Below are 18,998 nucleotides of genomic sequence, written 5' to 3'. Positions count from 1 at the left end.
CGGGTCGCCGGAATCGAACACGACCAGCGTCGTGAGCAGCGCGAGCAATACGATGGCGACGACAATGTTCATGGCAGCAGTAGCAAAGTGCTGCAAATCCTAGCAGCGCGCGGGCCCGGGGGGAAATGCCGGCTGGCGCTGAGGGTCATGCCAGCGAGGCATCAGATTTCGCCGGCACTGCGCAAAAATTTCCCGCCAAGCATGGCACAGGTCGCGACGGTTTTTCCCGCATGGTTTTCGCCGCGCGCGATAAATTCCACAGCGAACGCGATTTCTTAACGCCGAAAATCCGGCATCCGGTGTGCAAAGGCCAAGCATACCACGCCCGCGCCGCGCGGGTTCATCCACTCAAAAACCACCAACCAAACACGCATCATGAGAATCGTTCGTTACACGTATCCCAACTACCGCTCACTGGCCCCCGCCTGGGGCGCGCTCTCCCGCTCGCCTTGGACAGGGCTGGAAGGTGAGATCGACCGCCTCTTCGAGACGGCCCTGAGCGGCTTCAACGAGACGTTCGGCCGCACGGAATTCCCCGTCGATCTCTACGAGGACAAGGACAACACCTATGTGCGCGCCGAGCTGCCCGGGCTTGAACGCGACGACATCAACGTCGAAATGGTCGAGGACTACCTCACCATCAGCGGCAAGCGGAAGACCGCCGACGCCGACGGCAAGGAGGAGGAGTCGTTCTCCTTCAGCCGCTCCGTCAACATCCCGGAGGAAGTGCAGGCCGACAAGGTCAACGCTGCCTACGAGAACGGCGTCCTCACCGTGACGCTGCCGAAGCGTGAAGAGGCCAAGCCGCGGAAAATCAGCGTCGCGGTGAAATGATCCGCAAGGCGCATCCCCGATCCAACAACCCTCAAGCTTTTCCAACCATGGCTTTGATTAATTCCCTTATTCCCACCTTCGGCCGGACGCTGGCCCGGCGCGAATCCACCGCCGACCAGAATCTTGGGCCGACCGTGAAACCTCTGTACGAAATCAAGGAGACGGATGACGCGTTCGGCGTGACCGTTTACCTGCCCGGCGTCGCGAAGGACGGACTCGAGATCACCGCGGATGCGGCTGAGCTGCGGATCGTCGGCCGGCGCACGTGGCAGCAGCCCGAGGGCTGGACCGCGCTTTATCGCGAATCCAGCAACGCGGCTTACGAGCTCGTGCTGACGCACGACAACGCGATCGATGCCGACCGCATCGCGGCCGAGTTGCGCGACGGCGTGCTCCGGGTGTCGTTACCCAAGGCCGAAGCGGTCAAACCGCGCAAGATTGCGGTGACCTGACGCGGCGAAGAATTCCTGTGAGGAGCGGCCGGGCGCAATCCGTTTGGCCGCGCCGGCGGGGGGCCGGGTGCTGATGCACCCGGCTTTTTTCTTTTCCGCCAAAACTCCGAGGTGCAGTCTCGCGGCATGCGCGCGGAATTCGTGATGCTACTGGGTGTGGTGGGTGGACTCGGCTTTGTCGGGTTCATCTTCTTTCTCGCGAAGCGCGCCAACGAGCGCGGGCATCAGAATCTGGAACAACTGGCGCGCCGGCTTGGGCTCACGCTGCCGCCGCAGCGCAAACAGTTCGGTTTCTGGCCGAACGCGCGGGGAGCCGGACTGTTCCGCGGCAAGCCGGCGGAGCTGTATGCGTTCACCACCGGCTCGGGAAAATCGCGCGAACGCTGGGTGGCGCTCGCGCTCACGCCCAAGGCGGCCGGTGGACTCACCTTTCGCATCACGCGGCAAGGCTTCGGCAGCCGCGTGGCGGAGCTGTTCGGGGCGCGCGAGATCACCATCGGAGACCCCGCCTTCGACGACCGGTGGTTCATCCAAACCAACCAGCCGGAGTTTTTCGCGGCGGCGCTGATTCCGGAACTCCGCGCGCGGCTCAACCAGGCGGTCGATGCCTCGGGCCGGGCGCACCGCGCAGCGCTCAAGCTCGAAAACGCCTCTGTGGTCTACGCGGAGGCTGGCGACTTCTCCAACGACCGGCTTTGCGAGCGGCTGGCGCGGATTGCCGAGGTGGTGGCGGACCTCGCCGACGTGGCGGAAGTGTTCGCCGAATCGCAGAGTTCGCGCTGAGGTGCCTATGAGCGGCGCGCCAGCGCGGGGCCGACCGACTCAGTGCTGCGCGGAGCGCGACCCGGCGGGTCTGATCAGGACCGAGAGCAACACGGACATCGTGAGCACGCACGCGATCACCGCCAGCGACGCCGAGGTGGGAATGTTCACCCAGTGCTCGATGAGCATCTTCACGCCGATGAAGCACAGGATCACCGCAAGACCGATCTTCAGGTAACGGAAGAGCTGCATGATCCCGCTCAACGCGAAGTAGAGTGAGCGGAGGCCGAGGATCGCGAAAATGTTCGAGGTGAGCGCCACGAAACCGTCTTTGGTGATGGCCAGCACCGCCGGGATCGAGTCGAGCGCGAAGACCACGTCGGTCGTTTCCACGACCAGCAGCACGATGAACAGCGGCGTGGCCATCAGCCGGCCCTCGTGGCGCACGAAGAAATGTCCCTCCTCGTTGCGCGCGGCCACCGGGTAGAAACGCTTGAACAGCCGCACCACGGGGTTGTGGTCCGGGTCGACGTTCACCTCCTCCTTGCTGGGCAGCGCCATCTTGATGCCGGTGTAGACGAGGAACGCCCCGAACACGTAGAGCACCCAGTGAAACCGCTGGATCATGCTCACGCCGACGAGAATGAACACGGCGCGCATCACCACCGCGCCGATGATGCCCCAGAACAGCACCCGGTGCTGCCATTTGGCCGGGACTTTGAAGTAGGCGAAAACGAGGATGAAAACGAAGACGTTGTCGACGCTGAGGCTCAGCTCGATGAGGTAGGAGGCGAGGAACTGCTGGCCCAACTCGGCGCCACGCCAGGCCCAGACAATCGCATTGAAGCCCAGCGCGAGCGCGACCCAGACGCCGCACCAGAGCAGCGCTTCCTTCATCTTGATCGCGTGGGATTCCCGCTGAAACACGCCGAGATCGAGCGCGAGCATCAGCGCAATGAAGCCAAAGAATCCCACCCACGCCCAGAGCGGCATGGCATCGGTGAACGCAAGTGGCAGGGACAGCGGCATGAAGCGCGCAGAATGGCCCCGACTTCGAAATTTCCGCAAGCGGGGAGTGAACGGTTGGAATCTGCCGGCGGGTGTTCCAGTTGCGGACCTTCACCGCCGGCGAGCGGTGCCGCCACGTGCGAGCTCCGCATTCCGGCTCAGTAGTTTCCCGAGTCCTAACCCTTTGACTTCGGTGCCGCCGGACCTTTAGTTCGGCCGCTTTTCCATGAGACGCCGCGCGTTGTCGTTATTCACCTGTGTGTTGCTCGCTTGGGTGACCTGGATCCCGGCGCTGACCGCCCAGCCCACTGAACCGACTCCGCCGCCGCAACAGTCGGCGAACCAGGCCGAGCAGGCGGCCGCGAAGGCGGATGAAGCGGCGCAGAACGCCACCAAAGCGGCCGCGGCGGTCACCGTGCAGCGTCAACGCGCGCCGGAGCAGCCGGACTTTCTCGAGCACCTGGTCGATCAGAGCCTCGAGCTGTTCGACGTTCGCACCAGCGAGAACACCACGGCCCATTTCGTGATCGCCTGCTTGTTTCTCGTGCTGGCGTTGCTGGCGCGGCGAATCACGACCGGCTGGGTGTTCGTGGTGTTGAAGCGGCTCGCCGCGCGCACGGCAACCACGCTCGACGACAAGATGTTTCCCGCTTTGGAGGCGCCGGTCTCCACGTTCATCGCGCTGGTCGGAATCTTTGCCGCGCTGGCGGTGCTGAAGCTGCCGGCGACCACCGACACCGCCCTCAGCTACGGGCAGACCATCGCGTTCTCGCTGGTGGTGTTCTGGGGCCTGCTGCGCGCTTTCGGCGCGCTGCTCGACCACGTGCAGGAAATTTCCGTCAAACGCGGTATGGGCGTCGCCGCCTTCATGCCGTGGATCAAGAAGACGTTGATCAGCGTGTTCGTCGTGGTGGGCGTGCTCATGGTGGTGCAGAGCCTCGGCTACGACGTGAAGGCGCTGCTCGCGGGCCTCGGCATCGGCGGTCTGGCGTTCGCCCTCGCGGCGCAGGATACGCTGGCCAACGTCTTTGGCTCGATCGTCGTAGCCATCGACCAGCCCTTCAAGCTCGGCGAGTTCGTCGACATCGGCGGCCGGGCGGGGACGGTCGAGGACATCGGCCTCCGCTCGACGAAATTGCGGCGCGCCGACAAGGCGTTGATCGTCGTGCCCAACAAGACGGTGGCCGCGGAATCGATCTTGAACCTGTCGCGGTTCACCGGTCGTCGCGCGGAACAGGTGCTGAACCTCACCTACGACACCAAGCCCGAGCAGATGCAGGCGCTCGTCGAGGAGATCCGCACGCTGCTCAAGAGCGAGTCCTACATCGATCCCTCGTCCGTGCTCGTCTACTTCCGCGACCTCAGCGCCTCGTCACTCGACATCTGGATCGCGTACAACACGCGGGACGGCGATTTTGGAAAACACATGGAGCTGCGGCAGAGGATGAACCTGGAGTTCATGCGCCGCGTGGCGGCGCGCGGCCTCGCGTTCGCGTTCCCGACTCAGACGGTGCAGCTCGAGGGCGAGGTCGCGCGAAAGCTCGCGGAGCGCCCCGCCGGCCCGCCGGCGGCGGCTCCTGAGCAGCCGCGTGGCTAGGCGTCAGTTCTCCGCGCCAACCGCCCGGGCGAACGCGGCGCGCGCTCGCAGATAACCCCAGCGAGCTTCGGCGACGCCGGCCTCGGCGCGGGCCAGCGCCGCTTGCGTGTCGAGCAGGTCGGCGATCAACGCGGCGCCGTTGCGGTAGCGCTCCTGCGCGAGCCGCAGACTTTCCTCGTGCGCCCGCCGGCTCGCTTCGCCCGCGGCGATCGCCGCCCAGGCGCGCTCGAGTTCCGCGCCTGCCGCCCACACCTCATCACGAATTTGCAGCCGGCGGTTCGCCATCGCCGCCTCCTCGCGGGCGGCTTCCGCCTGGCTGCGCGCCACGCGGCGCGCGCGACTACCCGCGTCGAAGATCGGCACGTCGATGCTCAGTCCCGCCTGCCACTCCCGTGTGTCCGGCACCCAGGCGGTGTCGCGCCAACCAAAGGAGCCATCCGCCCGCAATTTCGGCGCTCGGCTCGCGCGGGCGGCTGTCACCGCCGCGCGGGCGGCGGTCGCGCGCTTCGCCGCGGACTCGATTTCCGGCCGCCGCGCCAGCGCCAGTTCCGCCGCCGCGGCGAGCGCCGCGGAGTCCGGCGGAGTCTCGACGGGCAACTCGGCCACGATACCGAGCGGCGTTTCTGCCGGCCGGCCCATCGCGGTGTTGAGCTGGCCCGTGGCGATGCGAATTCGGCTGTCGGCGGTGATGACCTGCAGCCGCGCGTCGGCCACGTCCGCTTCCGTGCGCAGTACATCCGCCTGCGGCACGGCGCCGGCCTCGCGGCGCACGCGCGCCAGCTCGCGATGCGCCTCGGCGCGTGCGAGGCTCTTGGCCGCCACGGCGCGCAGTTCCTGGGCCGCGGCCAGCGCATAGAACGCAGCGCGCACCCCGAGCCGCACATCGGCCTGCACCGCCGCGGCGTCGGCTTGGGCGCCGCCATGCCGCGCCTCCGCGGCCTCCACCCCAGCCCGTCGCTCGCCGAAATCGTAAAGCGTCACGCGCGAAACGACGCCGGCGTTCCAGTCATCGAGCGGACCGACCCGCTCCGGCACGCCGCCGCCGGGCAGCGCGAGCCCGGAGGGCAGAAACGCGCGGCGCTGCCAGCGATGGTAGCCCGCACTGAGGTCCACCTGCGGATAATACGGGGCACGCGCTTCGCCGACGGCCTCCGCCGCCGCCGCGGCTCCCGCGTGACTCGCGGCGAGCGCCGGATGCTGTTGCGCGGCGAGCTTCAGGCAGTCGTCGAGGGAGAGCGCGGGTTCGGCGGCAGTGGCGAGAACGGTCGCGGTTCCGAACGTGAGGAGCGAAAGACAGACAGAGCGGTTCATGGCGGGAAAGGATGGGGAGTGGTGGAACGAGCGAGGCCAGCGTTCACGCGAGCGTCTTCTTGAAGCGGCTGACGGCGAAACCCAGCACCACCACGCCGAGCACGAGCAACCCGAGCAGCTGCGGCCAGAGGATTTCGAGCCCGACGCCCTTGAGGAAGATGCCGCGAATGATCACCAGGAAATAGCGCAGCGGGTCCAGGAACGTCAGCCACTGCACCACCTCCGGCATATTGGCGATCGGATACACGAAGCCGGAGAGCAGCATCGCCGGAAAGAAGAAGAAGAACGTCGTCATCATCGCCTGCTGCTGCGTGCCGCTCACCGTCGAAATGAACAGTCCAATGCCGAGCGTGCTGAGCAGGAAGAGCGTCGTGCCGAGCAGCAGGAGCAGAAAACTGCCGCGCATCGGGATCCCGAACCAGAACAGGCCCACCAGGACTACCATGACGACATTGATGTAGCCGATCACCGCGAACGGTGCGCATTTGCCGAGGATGAATTCCACCGGCCGAATCGGCGTGACCATGATCTGCTCGATCGTGCCGACCTCCTTTTCGCGGACGATCGCCATGCTGGTCAGCATGAGGCCGACGAGCATGACCAGCGTCGCGATGATTCCGGGGACGTAGAAATCGCGGCTCTCGAGATCAGCGTTGAACCAGGCGCGCGGCCGGAGTTCGACCCGGCCCACGGACGTCGTCCGGCCGGTGCGCCGTTCCGCGGCCGCCAGCAGCACCTCCTGGTCGAAGGTGCGCGCGATGACGCCGGCGTAGTTGAGCACGAACTGCGCGGTGTTTGAATCCGAGCCATCGACGATCAACTGCGCCACCGCCGTCCGCCCGGCGTGCAGATCGGCACCGAAACCGGCGTTCAGCTGCAGGATGGCCGACGCACGCGCGGCATCGATCGCGGCGCTCGCCGCCGCGAGATCGGGCGTGTGCCGCACGATCGTGAAATAGCCCGAGCCGGTGAAACGCGCCGCGAAATCGCGGCTCGCCGTGCTTTGATCGTGGTCGACGAGCACGAGCTGAACGTTGCGGACGTCCAGCGTCACGGCGTAGCCGAAAATCAGCGTCTGGATCACGGGCAGTCCGAAGATGACCATCCGCATCCGTGGATCGCGGAAGATCGAGCGAAACTCCTTGCGGAGCATGGTGAGGATGCGTTCCCACATGATTAGCCGAGTCGTTTGCGGAACCGGGCGATCGCGAGGCCGGCGACGATCAGCGCAAAAACGAGCAGGAACAGCGCGTCGCGCCACAACGCCTCCAGCCCCACGCCGCGCAAAAAGAGGCCCTTGACCAGGGTGACGAAATACCGCGCCGGCACGATGTGCGTGATCACCTGCACCGGGAGCGGCATGTTCGCGATCGCGAACGTAAAGCCCGACAGCAGGAACGCGGGCAGGAAAGTCGACACCATCGCCAGCTGGCTCGCGAGCAGTTGCTGCCGCGCCAGCGTGCTGATCAGGATGCCCTGCGCGAGCGTGCCGATCATGAACAAGGCGGCCACGCCAAACAGGAGCGGCACACTGCCCCGCAGCGGCACGTCGAACAAATACACCGCCATGAGCACCGCGATCAACACGTCGAACAGACCGATCGCGAAATACGGCAACAGCTTGCCGAGAATCAGCTCCGGCGGGCGCACCGGTGTGGAGATCAATTGCTCCATGGTGCCGTTCTCCCATTCGCGTGCCACGGTGAGCGAGGTGAGCAGCGCGGCGATCAGGCCCATGATCACGGCGATGATCCCGGGGATGATGTAGTTCTTGGACTCGAGATCGGCGTTGAACCACACCCGCGGGCGCAGCTCGAGCGCGGCCGCCGGGCCCGTCGTGCCGACGAGGCGCTGCCGCTGCGTGAGCGCCACCTGGCCGTTGTAGCCCAGCGTGATTCCCTGGGCATAGCTCAGTACGAAGCCCGCCGTGTTTGAGTCTGAGCCATCGACGATCGCCTGCACCGCCACCGGCCGGCCGGCCTCGAGTTCCTGGGCAAAATCGGAAGGGATTACCAACCCCAGCCACGCGCGGCGGTCATCGATCATGCGTTCGAGTTCCCGGTAATTGTCGATGGTCCCCTGCAGCGAAAAATAGCGGGAGTGCGAGAACTGCGCGAGATAAGCCCGACTCGCGGGCGTGTTGCTTTGATCCCACGCGACCATCGGCACCTGATCGACGTCCAGCGTGAGCGCATAGCCGAACAGCAGGATCATGAGCATCGGAATCCCGACGGCGAGGCCCAGGCTGCGCGGATCACGTCGGATGTGCAGCGTTTCCTTGCGCGCGATCGCCCAGAGCCGGCGAAAGCTGAACGGCGCCCTGGGGGCGCGGGCGTCCCGCGCCCTGTTCGATCCACGCGGACCGGCCGCCCGCGTTCCCGCCGGAGCGTTCATCGCCGCACCTCCGTTTGGGCACCTGCCGCGCGATCGCGCGCCTCGATCAACGACACGAATACATCTTCCAGCGTCGGAGTGATCCGCTCCACGCGCGCCGGGCCGAAGCGGTTGTCCAACGCTGCGCGAATCGCCTGCTCGGCGACCGCCGCGTCCGCGGCGACGGCGTGCAGGCCCTTGCCGAAGAGCGCGACTTCCTTCACGGCAGGCAGCCGCTCGATCAGGTTCATCGCTTCGTTCGGCTGCGCGCAATCGATCTCCAGCACCGCTTCCGGCATGTGCTCGGTCTTCAGCGCGCGGGGAGTGCCGAGCGCGATGAGCTCACCGCGATAAATGATGCCGAGCCGGTCACAATACTCCGACTCCTCCATGTAGTGCGTGGTCACGAAAACCGTGACGCCGCTCTCGGAGAGCGCGTAGATCAAGTCCCAGAACTGCCGGCGGCTGTTCGGATCCACGCCGGACGTGGGTTCGTCGAGAAAGAGGACCGGTGGTTCGTGCAACACCGCGCAGCCGAGCGCCAGCCGCTGTTTCCAACCGCCGGAGAGTTCGCTCGTCCGGGCAAGCCGGTGCTCGCGGAGTCCGGCCATTTCGAGCACCCAGTCCTTGCGCTCTGCTTTCTTGGCGCGCGGCAATCGGTAGATGCCGCTGTAGAAGTCGATGTTCTCCTCGACCGTGAGCTCGTCGTAGAGCGAGAATTTCTGGCTCATGTAACCGATGCGGGTCTTGATTTTCTCCGCTTCGGTGCGCACGTCGAAGCCCGCGACGCGGCCGCTGCCGCCGGTCGGCGCCAGCAATCCGCAGAGCATCCGGATGGTGGTGGATTTGCCCGCGCCGTTCGGCCCGAGGAACCCGAAGATCTCCCCGCGGCGCACGGCAAACGAGATGCCGGCCACGGCTTTGAAGGCACCGAAGTGCTTTTCAAGGTTCCGCACCTCGACGACAACTTCGACGTCGGAGGAACCGGGCGGAGGAGAAATGCGAGCGGGGGCGGGCACGGGAAATATCAAGATTGCGGCGGTGGGTGCGAACCGGCGTCCGACTCGGTCGCGACGAGCACGATCAGGAGCAATATTAGGAGTGAAGGGACGACGATCATGCGGTGGCGTCCTTTCCTTTGGCGGCAATCACCGCCACGAATACATCTTCGAGCGAGGGTTCGATCGGCTGAACCGATTCGACGGGCAGGTTCTCTGCGGCGAGGAATGTCCGAAGTTCGGCGGTGGTCGCGACCGCATCGCGGGTCGACACGTGCACGCGGTCTCCGAACAAGCCGACGGAGGCCGCAGGCAGTTGCTCGCGCAGCAGGGCGGCGGTGCGCCGCGGTGCGTTCGTGCGCACCTCCAGCAGCGCGCCGGGGAGCAACGCCTTGATCTCGTCGGGCGTGCCCAGACCAATCAGCTTTCCCTCGTGCACCAGCGCGAGCCGGTTGCACCGCTCCGCTTCGTCGAGATAGGCGGTCGAGACAAAGATCGTGACCCGCTCGCGCACGAGCTGGTAGAGAATCCGCCAGAAATCGCGGCGTGAGACCGGATCGACGCCGTTGGTGGGCTCATCGAGGAAAAGCACGCGCGGCGTGTGAATCAAAGCGCAGGCGAGTCCCAGCTTCTGTTTCATGCCGCCCGAAAGGTGGCCCGCCTGCCGGTGCTGGAACGGCGTGAGATTGCTGAAGCCCAGCAGCCGCTCGACCTTCTCCGCCCTGCCCCGCTGCGGCACGCCATAGATGTCGGCGTAAAAAGCGAGATTTTCGGCGACGGTGAGATCCGGATACAAGCCGAAGCGCTGGCTCATGTAGCCGATATGGTCCTTCAGCTGTTCGTCGTCCTTTCGCACATCGCAACCCGCCACCCGGGCCCTCCCGCCAGAGGGCCGGAGAATGCCGGTCAGCATGCGCATGGTCGTGGTCTTGCCCGCTCCATCCGGGCCCACCAAGCCGAAGATCTCGCCCTCGGCGACTTCGAGGTCGAGTCCATCGACTGCGACCACGTCGCCGAAGACGCGGCGGAGACCTTGGGCGTGGATGATGGGAGACATGAGGGGAAAAGTGGCCGGAGGTCGGACGAGCGATCCTCGGTGAGCCGCGACGGCTCGGCGGGACGCCGCGCCCTACCTTCAAATCATGAAGCGACGCCGATCGTCACGTCGGCGGGCATGCCGGACTTCAGCTCGTCGTTGGGATTCGCGACGTCGACTTTGATGCGGAACACGAGTTTCACGCGTTCCTTCGGCGTCTGCACGGTTTTCGGCGTAAACTCCGCCTCGGATGAGATGAAGCCGACGGTGCCTTCGTAGGTTTTGTCGGGAAACGTGTCGGTGCGCACGGCGACCTTCTGGCCCAGCTTCACGTGGCCGAGATCGGTTTGATTCACGTAGGCGCGCACCCAGACGTGTGCGAGGTCGGCGACCGTCACGACCGGCGTGCCGGCGGCCACGAATTCGCCGGGCTCGATGTTGTGCGACAGCACCTGGCCGGTGAGCGGTGAGAGCAGCTGCGTATTTGCGAGCCGGGTTTCCGCGAGTGCGACGGCGGCGCGGGCCTGTTCCGTGCGGGCGCGGGCCTGCTGAATCGTTTCGGTGCGCGGCCCCGCTTGGAGCAGCGCGAGCCGTTCGCCCGCTTCGGCCGCGCGCGCCTCGGCGACCTTGAGGAGCGCCTGCGCGGTCTCGAAGTCGCGATCAGCGATCACGTCGCGGGCGCGCAGTTCCTGCGCGCGCGTGAAATCAAGCCGCGCGCGATCGCGTTCCGCCTCGGCGCTGTGCAGCCCGGCTAACGCCGCGGCGATCTCCTGCGGGCGCGAGCCGGCCTCGAGTTCGGCGAGCACGGCTTCGACCGCGGCGAGTTCCGCCCGCCGGAGCGCGAGCTCCTGCGTTTGCTCGGCGTCATCCAGCCGCGCAATCAGCTGGCCGGCGGTGACGCGCGCGCCTTCGTCGACGGTGCGCGCCACCACGCGGCCCGGTACCTTGAACCCGAGCTGGGCGTCGACCACCTCGATGTTGCCGGAGAGGACGAGCGCGTCGTTCGACGAGCCGCCGCCGCGCGCGCATCCGGCGAGGGCGACGAGCAGCGCGGCGAGCAGCACGAGCGCGGGGGAGCGCCGGCGGTCTTTAGGCAGCAAGGTGCTTTTCATAGTCTTTGCGTCCGGCGGGCGTGAGCAGCCCGCACAGGAACAGGTTGAGGGCTTTTTCCAAAGTCTGTCGCAGCGTGAGCTGGGTCCGGTCGAGCACCGCGGGCTGGACGAGCCCGCGGATGGCCTGCAGCCAGAACTCCGTGGCGAACGCCGGATCGAGATCGGAGCGAACCTTCCCGGCGGCCACGCCTTCGCGGATCAGCCGGCCGAAAAAGGTCGGCACGTTTTTCTGCCGCACGTCTTCAATCTTCTGGTAGAGCCGTGGCGCGAACCGCTGCAGCTCGCGCAGCATCGCCGGGCTGATCCGCGTCATGGTGGAGCCGACGACTTCGACCACCTGGTCGATCCGCTGCGGAAAACCGAGCTTGGGATCGGAGAGCACCGCCGTCATCCGCTCCTGCAGCGACCGTTCGATGCACTCGATGATCCGCTCGATCAGCGCATCCTTCCCGGAGAAATGTACGTAAAGCGTCTTTTTGCTCATGCCCAGCTCGTGGGCGAGCACGTCCATGGTGAGCGCCGTGTAGCCATGCTCGACGAGCTGTTGGTGCGCGACGGCGAGAATGCGGGCCGCAGCGGGCGCCTCACGGCGGAAGAGATCTGGAACGGGAGCAGCCATGAATCCTTAGGAAACCGAAAGAGTATTTAAAGTTTCCAGGACGCAAGTGAAATTCCCATTTTTCTTTGCGAGCCGGTCGGGCTGCGACGCGCCGCAGCATTGAATTGGCTTCATCGACCTGTCTCGCTGCGGGGATGGCTGTGCCCCCGGACATCAAGGCTGAGATCACCGCCTTGCTGGCCCGCAAGGACGGCGCGGCGTTGCGGCGCGCGCTCGCGCCGTGGCTGGCCGAGGACCTCGCGCCGCACCTGGCCGACCTGCCGGTGGAGCAGCTGGCGATGCTGTTTCGCGTGGGCCCACCCGAACTGGTCGCGACGACCTTCGCCTACGTGCCGCTCGAGGTGCAAAAACGCCTCCTCAAGTTGCTCAGCCAGGATCAGGCGGCGGAGTTGTTGAACTCGCTGCCGCCGGACGATCGGACCGCGTTCCTCAATGAGCTGCCGCTCGATCTGGCGATGCAGATGCTCGCGTTGCTTTCGCCCGCCGAGCGGCAGGTGGCCCAGGCCTTGCTCGCCTATCCGGAGCACAGCGTGGGCCGGATGATGACGCTGGACTATGTGGCCGTGCGGCCGGAGTGGTCGGTCCGCGAGGCGCTCGATTACATCCGTGAGCACGGCTACGACCGCGAAACGCTGAACGTGATCTTCGTGGTCGATACCTCCGGGCGCTTGATCGACGACGTCCGGGTGCGCCGGCTGCTGCTCTCGCCGCTCGATCGTCCGGTGCGGGAACTGCTCGACGGCAACTATGCCCGGCTGCGGCCCACGGACGATCGCGAGCACGCGCTGGAGCTGTTCCGCCAGTTCGATCGGGTGGCGCTGCCGGTGACGGATGAAAGTGAACGGCTGATCGGAATCATCACCGTCGACGACATGCTTGATGTCGCGGCCGAGGAGGCGACGGAGGATATCCAAAAGCTCGGCGGCACCGAAGCGCTCGACGAGCCTTACCTGACGATCACGCTCGGCCGGATCGTGAGGAAACGGGCGAGCTGGCTCGTCGTGCTGTTCTTCGGCGAGATGCTGACGGCCACGGCCATGGCGTATTTCGAGGACGAGATCGCGAAGGCGGTGGTGCTCGCGTTGTTTGTGCCGCTGGTGATCAGCTCGGGCGGCAACGCCGGTTCGCAGGCGGCAACGCTCGTAATTCGCGCGCTCGCGCTGGGCGAATTTCACGTGCGGGATTGGTGGCGCGTGATGCGGCGTGAACTCGCGGTGGGCGTGTTGCTCGGGCTGGTGCTGGGGTCGATCGGATTTTTGCGAATCGCGCTCTGGTCGGCGGTTTCGGACGTGTATGGCCCTCATTGGCTGGGCGTCGCCGGTACGGTCGGGTGCGCGTTGGTGGGCGTGGTGCTGTGGGGTTCGCTCACCGGTTCGATGCTGCCGCTGGTGTTGAAACGATTCGGGTTGGACCCAGCGACCTCGAGCGCGCCGTTCGTGGCGACGCTGGTCGACGTCACCGGGTTGGTGATCTACTTCAGCGTGGCGCTCGTGCTGCTGCGGGGCACGTTGCTGTAGGCCTGCAATCTCCCGCCATGGGCACTGTTTCCTAGGTGGATTGATCGCATCATTCTCGTTCTCGCTGTATTCGAGAGAAGGAGAACGATGGCTCGGGTAGCCCACGGCCACATCCCAGCCGGCTTCTTGACGGCGCCGGCTCGCGCGGGTTTAGTGCGGCCATGGCTTCGTCGGTTTACCGCCTCCTGCTTGGTCTCGCGCTCTCCGGCGCGGGGATTCATCAGGCGGCGGCTGCGGACTCACTGGCGGACTCGTCGCCGTTCTTGCCACCGGCCGGCCAGGGTCAGACCGCTGCCACGCCCGATGCCACGCTCGAATTGCGCGGCATCATGGGCACGGGCGACGACACGCGATTCAGCATCTACGACGCGACCAAGCGCATGAGCGCGTGGAAGCGGCTCAACGAACCCGGCAGCGAGTTCGTCGTGCGCAGCTACGACCCGTCGCGCGACGCGGTCACGATCGACTACCAAGGCCGAACCCTGACGCTCACGCTGAAAACCGCGAAAGTCGCTTCCGCGCCCTTGCAGCCGCTGCCGGCACCTGCGCTGAACGCGCCCGGTCCCGGTTCCCCGCAACCGATCGGGGGACCGGTGGTGCTCAACCCCACGCCGGCGGACGAGCAGCGTCGGCTCGAGGCGATCGCCGCTGAGGTGAACCGTCGGCGGATGATCCGGCAGCAAGCGTTGCAGGCGAGTCGTGCCGCTGCGGGTCAGTCGCGTCCGCAATCGCCCGGCGCACCCAATCCCCAGGGGAGATAACAGCCCGCGCCTGCGAGATTGATGGTCGCGGAGTCGGCGCTCGCCTGCGGTGAGCCTGTCGAATCCGCCTGCGGTGTGCCCGCCAGATCCGCCACCGAGCTGAATGCGTTCGTGGCGCGGAGACGGTCCCCTGTCGCCGACCAGCCTCGGCCCGACCACGAACACGCACCCACTTCCCGCGAGGCGGTGAAAACCGGACGGCGGGGGAATAAGTTTTTGTCAGTCCGACCGGTGTCGTTTAACGTGGCGGCCACATGCCCGAGTCCGACCCGAAACCCTTCACCGCGACGCTCTCGAACCGGGCGGTGATTCGCCGCTTGTTTCGGCTGACCTGGCGGTACCGGGCGGGCTGCCTGAAGGTGCTGCTCATTCAGCTGGTGCTGCTGTCGATGGGCATCGTGGGGCTCAGCTTTACCGGCGTCGGCATCGACTACATCCGCCACAAGGTCGCCGGCGTGCCACTCTCCCCCAACCCGCTGCATCTCGCGCCGCCGGAGGACTGGCCCTGGCCGCACGTGCTGGGGTTGCTCGCGGGATTGATTCTCGTGCTCGCCCTCGCACGGGCGCTGCTGAATTACAGCTACTTCGTTTCGGTCAACCGGCTCGTGCAACAACAGCTGGTGGTGGATCTGCGCGGTCGGGTCTACGATCGGCTGCAGCGGCTGAGCTTCCGCTTCTTCGACGCGAACACCACCGGCTCGATCATCACCCGCGTGACCAGCGACGTGCAGGCGGTGCGGATGTTCGTCGACCAGGTGCTGATCCAGAGCGTCATCATGGTCATCTCGCTCACCGTGTATGTGACCTACATGGCGAGCCTGAGCCCGACGCTCACCGTCGCGTGTCTCGCGACCACGCCGCTGCTGTGGGGAATCTCCGCGTGGTTCTCGCGCAAGATCCAGCCGGCCTATGCGCACAACCGCACCCTGGTCGAAAAAATGGTGCAGCGGCTGGCCGAGAGCGTGCAGGGCATCGCGGTGACGAAAGGCTTCGGCCGCGAGGCGGAGGACCGCGCGCGGTTCGACGCCGCGAACCAGGCCTGCTACGATCAGCAGCGCGGAATTTTCTGGCGCGTGAGCCTCTTCTCGCCGGCGGTGGGTTTTCTGACCCGGATCAACATGATGGTGTTGCTCGGCTACGGCGGCTGGCTGGTGATCCGCGGCGAGTTGCCGCTGGGCGCGGGCCTCGTGGTCTTCGTCGGTCTGCTCGAACAATTTTCCGGACAGGTGAACAACATCGCCACGATCGTGAATAGCGTGCAGCAGTCGCTGATCGGCGCGCGGCGGGTGTTTGAGATTTTAGACGCGCCGGTCGAGGTGCGGAATGCGCCTGACGCGGTGCGGCGACCGCGACTCACCGGCGCGGTGAACTTCGAGCGCGTTTCGTTCGTTTACCAGCCACTGCCGTCGGCCAGCGGGCCGGCGGCGTTCGAGGACGAGGTGGAACCAAAGCCAGTGTTGCACGACATCACGCTCGACGTGCAGGCCGGCCAATACGTCGCGATTCTCGGGCCCACCGGCGCCGGCAAAAGCGTGCTCATGAGCCTGATTCCGCGGTTCTACGATCCGACCGCCGGCCGGATCCTGATCGACGGCATCGACGTGCGCCGGCTGCATCTCGACGATTTGCGCCGCAACATCGGCATTGTTTTCCAGGAGAGTTTTCTCTTCTCGAACACCGTCGCGGCGAACATCGCGTTCGGCCATCCGGAGGCGACGCGGGAGCAGATCGAGCGCGCGGCGCGGATCGCGGCGGCGCACGAATTCATCACCGCGCTGCCGCAGGGCTACGACACCGTGCTCGGCGAAAGCGGGAGCAGCCTGTCCGGCGGGCAGCGGCAGCGGCTCGCGATCGCGCGCGCCGTGCTCCTCGAGCCGGCCATCCTGCTGCTCGACGATCCCACGGCGGCGATCGACAGCCAGACCGAGCACGAGATCTTCACCGCGCTCGAGCAGGCGATCAGCGGACGCACCGCCTTCATCGTGGCGCATCGGCTGAGCACGCTGCGGCGGGCGGATTTCATCATCGTGATGGAAGCGGGCCGGATCGTGCAGCGCGGCACCCACGCGGAGCTCATGCGCGTGCCCGGTCCCTATCGCCGGGTCGCGCAACTGCAGCTGGTGGATCCGGCCGAACTGCAGCAGCTCGCCACGACGGAGGAGATCGCGTGAAATCCGCTGCCGCTCCGCCCAGTCTGCTGGTGCTGCGTCCGCGCGACGGCGAGGACGACCAGCCGGTCAAGCCGCTCGAGTGGGGCTTGATGCGACGGTTATTCGGCTACACGGGGGCCGTGGCGACCAAGCGCAACGCGCTCCTCGTGCTCACGGTCGTGCGTTCGGCGCAATTGCCGGCCTTCAGCTGGCTGGCCGCGAGCATCATCAACGGGCCCATCACCGCGCGCGACACGGGCGCGCTCGTGCTCGGCCTGGTGGCGTATGGCGCGCTCGCGTTGGTCACCGATGGCATGTTCCATTTCCGCCAGCGATACGCACTGGAAATCGGCGAGACGGTCGTGAACCAGCTGCGCGCGGAGGTGTTTGCGCGCGTGCAGCGACAGCCGATGAGCTTCTTTCACCGGGTGAAGCTTGGCCGGATCATCAGCCGGGTGACCAGCGACATCGAGTCGGTGCGCGTCGGGATCCAGGACGTGCTGTTCGTCAGCGTGATTCAGTTCGGCAGCATGCTCTTCGCCGCGGTCGTGATGGCTTGGAGCGACTGGAAAATGTTCCTCGTCGTCGCCGGCATGGCGCCGGTGCTCTGGCTGATCAACAATCGTTTTCGGTTGCAGCTCAGCCGGCTGACGCGGGCCTCGAGTGAAAGCTTCAGCCGCGTCACGGCGACCCTCGCGGAGTCCGTCGGCGGCATGCGGATCACGCAGGGCTTCGTGCGGCAGGCGACGAACCTCGGGTTGTTCCGCAGCCTGCTCGCGGACCATGCCCGCTACAACATCGCGCTGGCGCGGACCTCGGCCGTGCTCACGCCGCTGCTCGAGCTGAACAGCCAGTTCTTCATCGCGATTCTCCTGCTGTTCGGCGGCTGGCGGGTGTTCGAGGGCGACATGACCGTCGGCGGGCTCATCACGTTTTTCCTGCTGGCCAACCAGTTCTTCGCCCCGATCGCAACGATCGGCACACAATACAACCAGGCACTCGTGGCGATGGCTGGCGCCGAGCGCGTCTTCCGGCTGATTGACACGCCGCCCGAGTGGGTCGATGACCCCACGGCGACGGATCTGCCGGATCCGCGTGCAGGAAAGTCACAAGTGACAAGTGACAAGGAGCAAGATGCCGCGGCCGGATCCGGCTCTTGGAATTTGCCACTTGATACTTCCCACTTGCCGCCAGCGGGCGGGATGCGCGTGGAGTTTCGCGCCGTCACGTTCGGCTACGATCCGGCGCGGCCGGTGTTGCACGACGTGAGCTTCACCGCGGCGCCCGGGGAAATGATCGCGCTCGTGGGACACACCGGCAGTGGCAAGAGCTCGATCATCAACCTGGTCACCAAATTCTATCTGCCCACGCAGGGCGAGGTTCTGCTGGATGGACGCGAGGTCCGCACGATCACCAGCCGTTCGCTGCATCGGCAGCTGGGCCTGGTGCAGCAGACGAATTTCCTCTTCAGCGGCACCGTGCTCGAGAATCTCCGGTTCAGCCGGCCCGAGGCGACGGAAGACGACGTGCGCGAAGCCGCGCGCCAGCTCGACTGCCTGGACCAGCTCGAAGCCCTGCCGCGCGGGCTGGCCACTGAGGTGGGCGAGCGCGGCGCCGGGCTTTCGCTCGGCCAGCGGCAGCTGATCTGCTTCGTGCGCGCGCTGCTCGCGGACCCGCGGCTCGTGGTGCTCGACGAGGCGACGAGTGCAATCGATGCTGTCACCGAAGCGCGGTTACAACGGGCGTTGCAACGGCTGCTGCAGGGCCGGACCAGCTTCGTGGTGGCGCATCGGCTGAGTACCATCCGGCAGGCGCAGCAGGTGCTGGTGCTTGCGGCCGGGCGTATCATAGAAAAGGGCACACACGCGGATTTGCTGGCGCGCCGTGGGCATTACGCGGCGCTGTACGCCCAGTTCACCCAGGTTGGCGAGACTTTCTAGCGGCTGCTCCCCTCTAGAAAGGTGAAGATTCTCCTATGCAAACGGGCAATTTTCCCTCTAGAAGTGCGTTGCTTTCGAGGGAAAGCACTTCTAAACCCAAAATCACTATGGCTAAGAAATCAGCTCGCAAACCGAACGCTGCCTTCATGAAACCGGTCACGCCCGACGCCGCGCTCGCGGCCGTCGTCGGCTCGAACCCGATGCCCCGCACGGAGCTCACCAAGAAGCTCTGGGCCTACATCAAGAAGAATGGCCTGCAGGACAAGAAGGTGAAGACCCAGATCAACGCCGACGAGAAGCTCCTCCCGATCTTCAACAAGAAGAAGTCCGTCTCGATGTTCGAGATGACGAAGCTCGTCTCCGGGCACGTCTCCTGAGCAGAGTGCGGTAACACTCTCCAGCCGTCGCGGGTTCCGCGGCGGCTTTTTTGTGCCCGCAGGCCGGCGCCCGGCCGGAGCTGTAGCAGGAAATCGGGTTCGTGGTTGCACCGGTCGGCGGTACCCGGTTCATTGCCGTCCCCCTCACGCC

17 protein-coding genes are annotated in these 18,998 nt (G+C 65.9%); 9 read left to right on the top strand and 8 right to left on the bottom strand.

Annotation, left to right across the window (positions count from 1 at the left end; all coding sequences use genetic code 11):
* Window positions 1-375 precede the first annotated feature (375 nt).
* The 3 genes from OTER_RS04665 (at window position 376) to OTER_RS04655 (ending at window position 2,069) form a co-directional block, all read left to right on the top strand.
* Window positions 376-834: an Hsp20/alpha crystallin family protein gene (locus tag OTER_RS04665; RefSeq protein ID WP_012373752.1), complete on the top strand. Its 459-nt coding sequence runs from the start codon at window positions 376-378 to the stop codon at window positions 832-834.
* 47 nt (window positions 835-881) lie between these two features.
* Window positions 882-1,286: an Hsp20/alpha crystallin family protein gene (locus OTER_RS04660; RefSeq protein WP_012373751.1), complete on the top strand. Its 405-nt coding sequence runs from the start codon at window positions 882-884 to the stop codon at window positions 1,284-1,286.
* A 126-nt stretch (window positions 1,287-1,412) separates the two neighbouring features.
* On the top strand, window positions 1,413-2,069 hold the full coding sequence (locus tag OTER_RS04655; protein ID WP_012373750.1) for a hypothetical protein: 657 nt from the start codon (window positions 1,413-1,415) through the stop codon (window positions 2,067-2,069).
* A 39-nt stretch (window positions 2,070-2,108) separates the two neighbouring features.
* On the opposite strand, the gene OTER_RS04650 is transcribed toward OTER_RS04655, so the two are convergent.
* The gene (locus tag OTER_RS04650) at window positions 2,109-3,077 is read right to left on the bottom strand and encodes a TerC family protein (RefSeq protein ID WP_012373749.1); all 969 of its coding nucleotides are present in this window, start codon (window positions 3,075-3,077) and stop codon (window positions 2,109-2,111) included.
* A gap of 205 nt (window positions 3,078-3,282) precedes the next feature.
* On the opposite strand from OTER_RS04650, the gene OTER_RS04645 reads away from it, so the two are divergent.
* Window positions 3,283-4,653 (top strand): mechanosensitive ion channel family protein, encoded by a 1,371-nt coding sequence (locus tag OTER_RS04645; protein WP_012373748.1) that lies wholly within the window; start codon window positions 3,283-3,285, stop codon window positions 4,651-4,653.
* A gap of 3 nt (window positions 4,654-4,656) precedes the next feature.
* On the opposite strand, the gene OTER_RS04640 is transcribed toward OTER_RS04645, so the two are convergent.
* The 7 genes from OTER_RS04640 to OTER_RS04610 form a co-directional block, all read right to left on the bottom strand.
* Window positions 4,657-5,964 carry a TolC family protein gene (locus OTER_RS04640; RefSeq protein ID WP_012373747.1) on the bottom strand — a complete coding sequence of 436 codons (1,308 nt, stop codon included), beginning with the start codon at window positions 5,962-5,964 and terminating at the stop codon, window positions 4,657-4,659.
* 43 nt (window positions 5,965-6,007) lie between these two features.
* A complete protein-coding gene (locus OTER_RS04635; RefSeq protein WP_012373746.1) occupies window positions 6,008-7,138 on the bottom strand; it encodes an ABC transporter permease in 1,131 nt (376 codons plus the stop codon).
* Window positions 7,139-7,140: 2 nt separating this feature from the next.
* On the bottom strand, window positions 7,141-8,358 hold the full coding sequence (locus tag OTER_RS04630) for an ABC transporter permease (protein ID WP_012373745.1): 1,218 nt from the start codon (window positions 8,356-8,358) through the stop codon (window positions 7,141-7,143).
* Window positions 8,355-9,356 (bottom strand): ABC transporter ATP-binding protein, encoded by a 1,002-nt coding sequence (locus OTER_RS04625; protein WP_012373744.1) that lies wholly within the window; start codon window positions 9,354-9,356, stop codon window positions 8,355-8,357. The genes OTER_RS04630 and OTER_RS04625 overlap by 4 nt, the downstream gene beginning before the upstream one ends.
* A gap of 97 nt (window positions 9,357-9,453) precedes the next feature.
* Window positions 9,454-10,392, bottom strand: coding sequence for an ABC transporter ATP-binding protein (locus OTER_RS04620; protein ID WP_012373743.1), 939 nt, complete (start codon window positions 10,390-10,392; stop codon window positions 9,454-9,456).
* Between the two features lie 83 nt (window positions 10,393-10,475).
* Complete coding sequence (locus OTER_RS04615) at window positions 10,476-11,483, bottom strand: beta-barrel domain-containing protein (RefSeq protein WP_012373742.1); 1,008 nt, start codon at window positions 11,481-11,483, stop codon at window positions 10,476-10,478.
* Window positions 11,461-12,102 (bottom strand): TetR/AcrR family transcriptional regulator, encoded by a 642-nt coding sequence (locus OTER_RS04610; protein ID WP_012373741.1) that lies wholly within the window; start codon window positions 12,100-12,102, stop codon window positions 11,461-11,463. The genes OTER_RS04615 and OTER_RS04610 overlap by 23 nt, the downstream gene beginning before the upstream one ends.
* A gap of 134 nt (window positions 12,103-12,236) precedes the next feature.
* On the opposite strand from OTER_RS04610, the gene mgtE reads away from it, so the two are divergent.
* From mgtE to OTER_RS04585, 5 genes are all read left to right on the top strand, one after another.
* The gene (gene mgtE, locus OTER_RS04605) at window positions 12,237-13,619 is read left to right on the top strand and encodes a magnesium transporter (RefSeq protein WP_012373740.1); all 1,383 of its coding nucleotides are present in this window, start codon (window positions 12,237-12,239) and stop codon (window positions 13,617-13,619) included.
* 161 nt (window positions 13,620-13,780) lie between these two features.
* A complete protein-coding gene (locus OTER_RS04600; protein ID WP_012373739.1) occupies window positions 13,781-14,380 on the top strand; it encodes a hypothetical protein in 600 nt (199 codons plus the stop codon).
* 254 nt (window positions 14,381-14,634) lie between these two features.
* Window positions 14,635-16,551: an ABC transporter ATP-binding protein gene (locus OTER_RS04595; RefSeq protein ID WP_012373738.1), complete on the top strand. Its 1,917-nt coding sequence runs from the start codon at window positions 14,635-14,637 to the stop codon at window positions 16,549-16,551.
* Window positions 16,548-18,470: an ABC transporter ATP-binding protein gene (locus OTER_RS04590; RefSeq protein ID WP_012373737.1), complete on the top strand. Its 1,923-nt coding sequence runs from the start codon at window positions 16,548-16,550 to the stop codon at window positions 18,468-18,470. Before OTER_RS04595 ends, OTER_RS04590 begins: the two co-directional genes overlap by 4 nt.
* A 107-nt stretch (window positions 18,471-18,577) precedes the next feature.
* Complete coding sequence (locus OTER_RS04585) at window positions 18,578-18,847, top strand: SWIB/MDM2 domain-containing protein (protein ID WP_044891571.1); 270 nt, start codon at window positions 18,578-18,580, stop codon at window positions 18,845-18,847.
* Window positions 18,848-18,998: the final 151 nt, after the last annotated feature.

It is taken from the genome of Opitutus terrae PB90-1, from assembly GCF_000019965.1.
GTDB classification, from domain to species: domain Bacteria; phylum Verrucomicrobiota; class Verrucomicrobiia; order Opitutales; family Opitutaceae; genus Opitutus; species Opitutus terrae.
The sequence above is the reverse complement of the archived record's forward strand: the minus strand, read 5'-3'. Positions and strand labels throughout refer to the sequence as shown.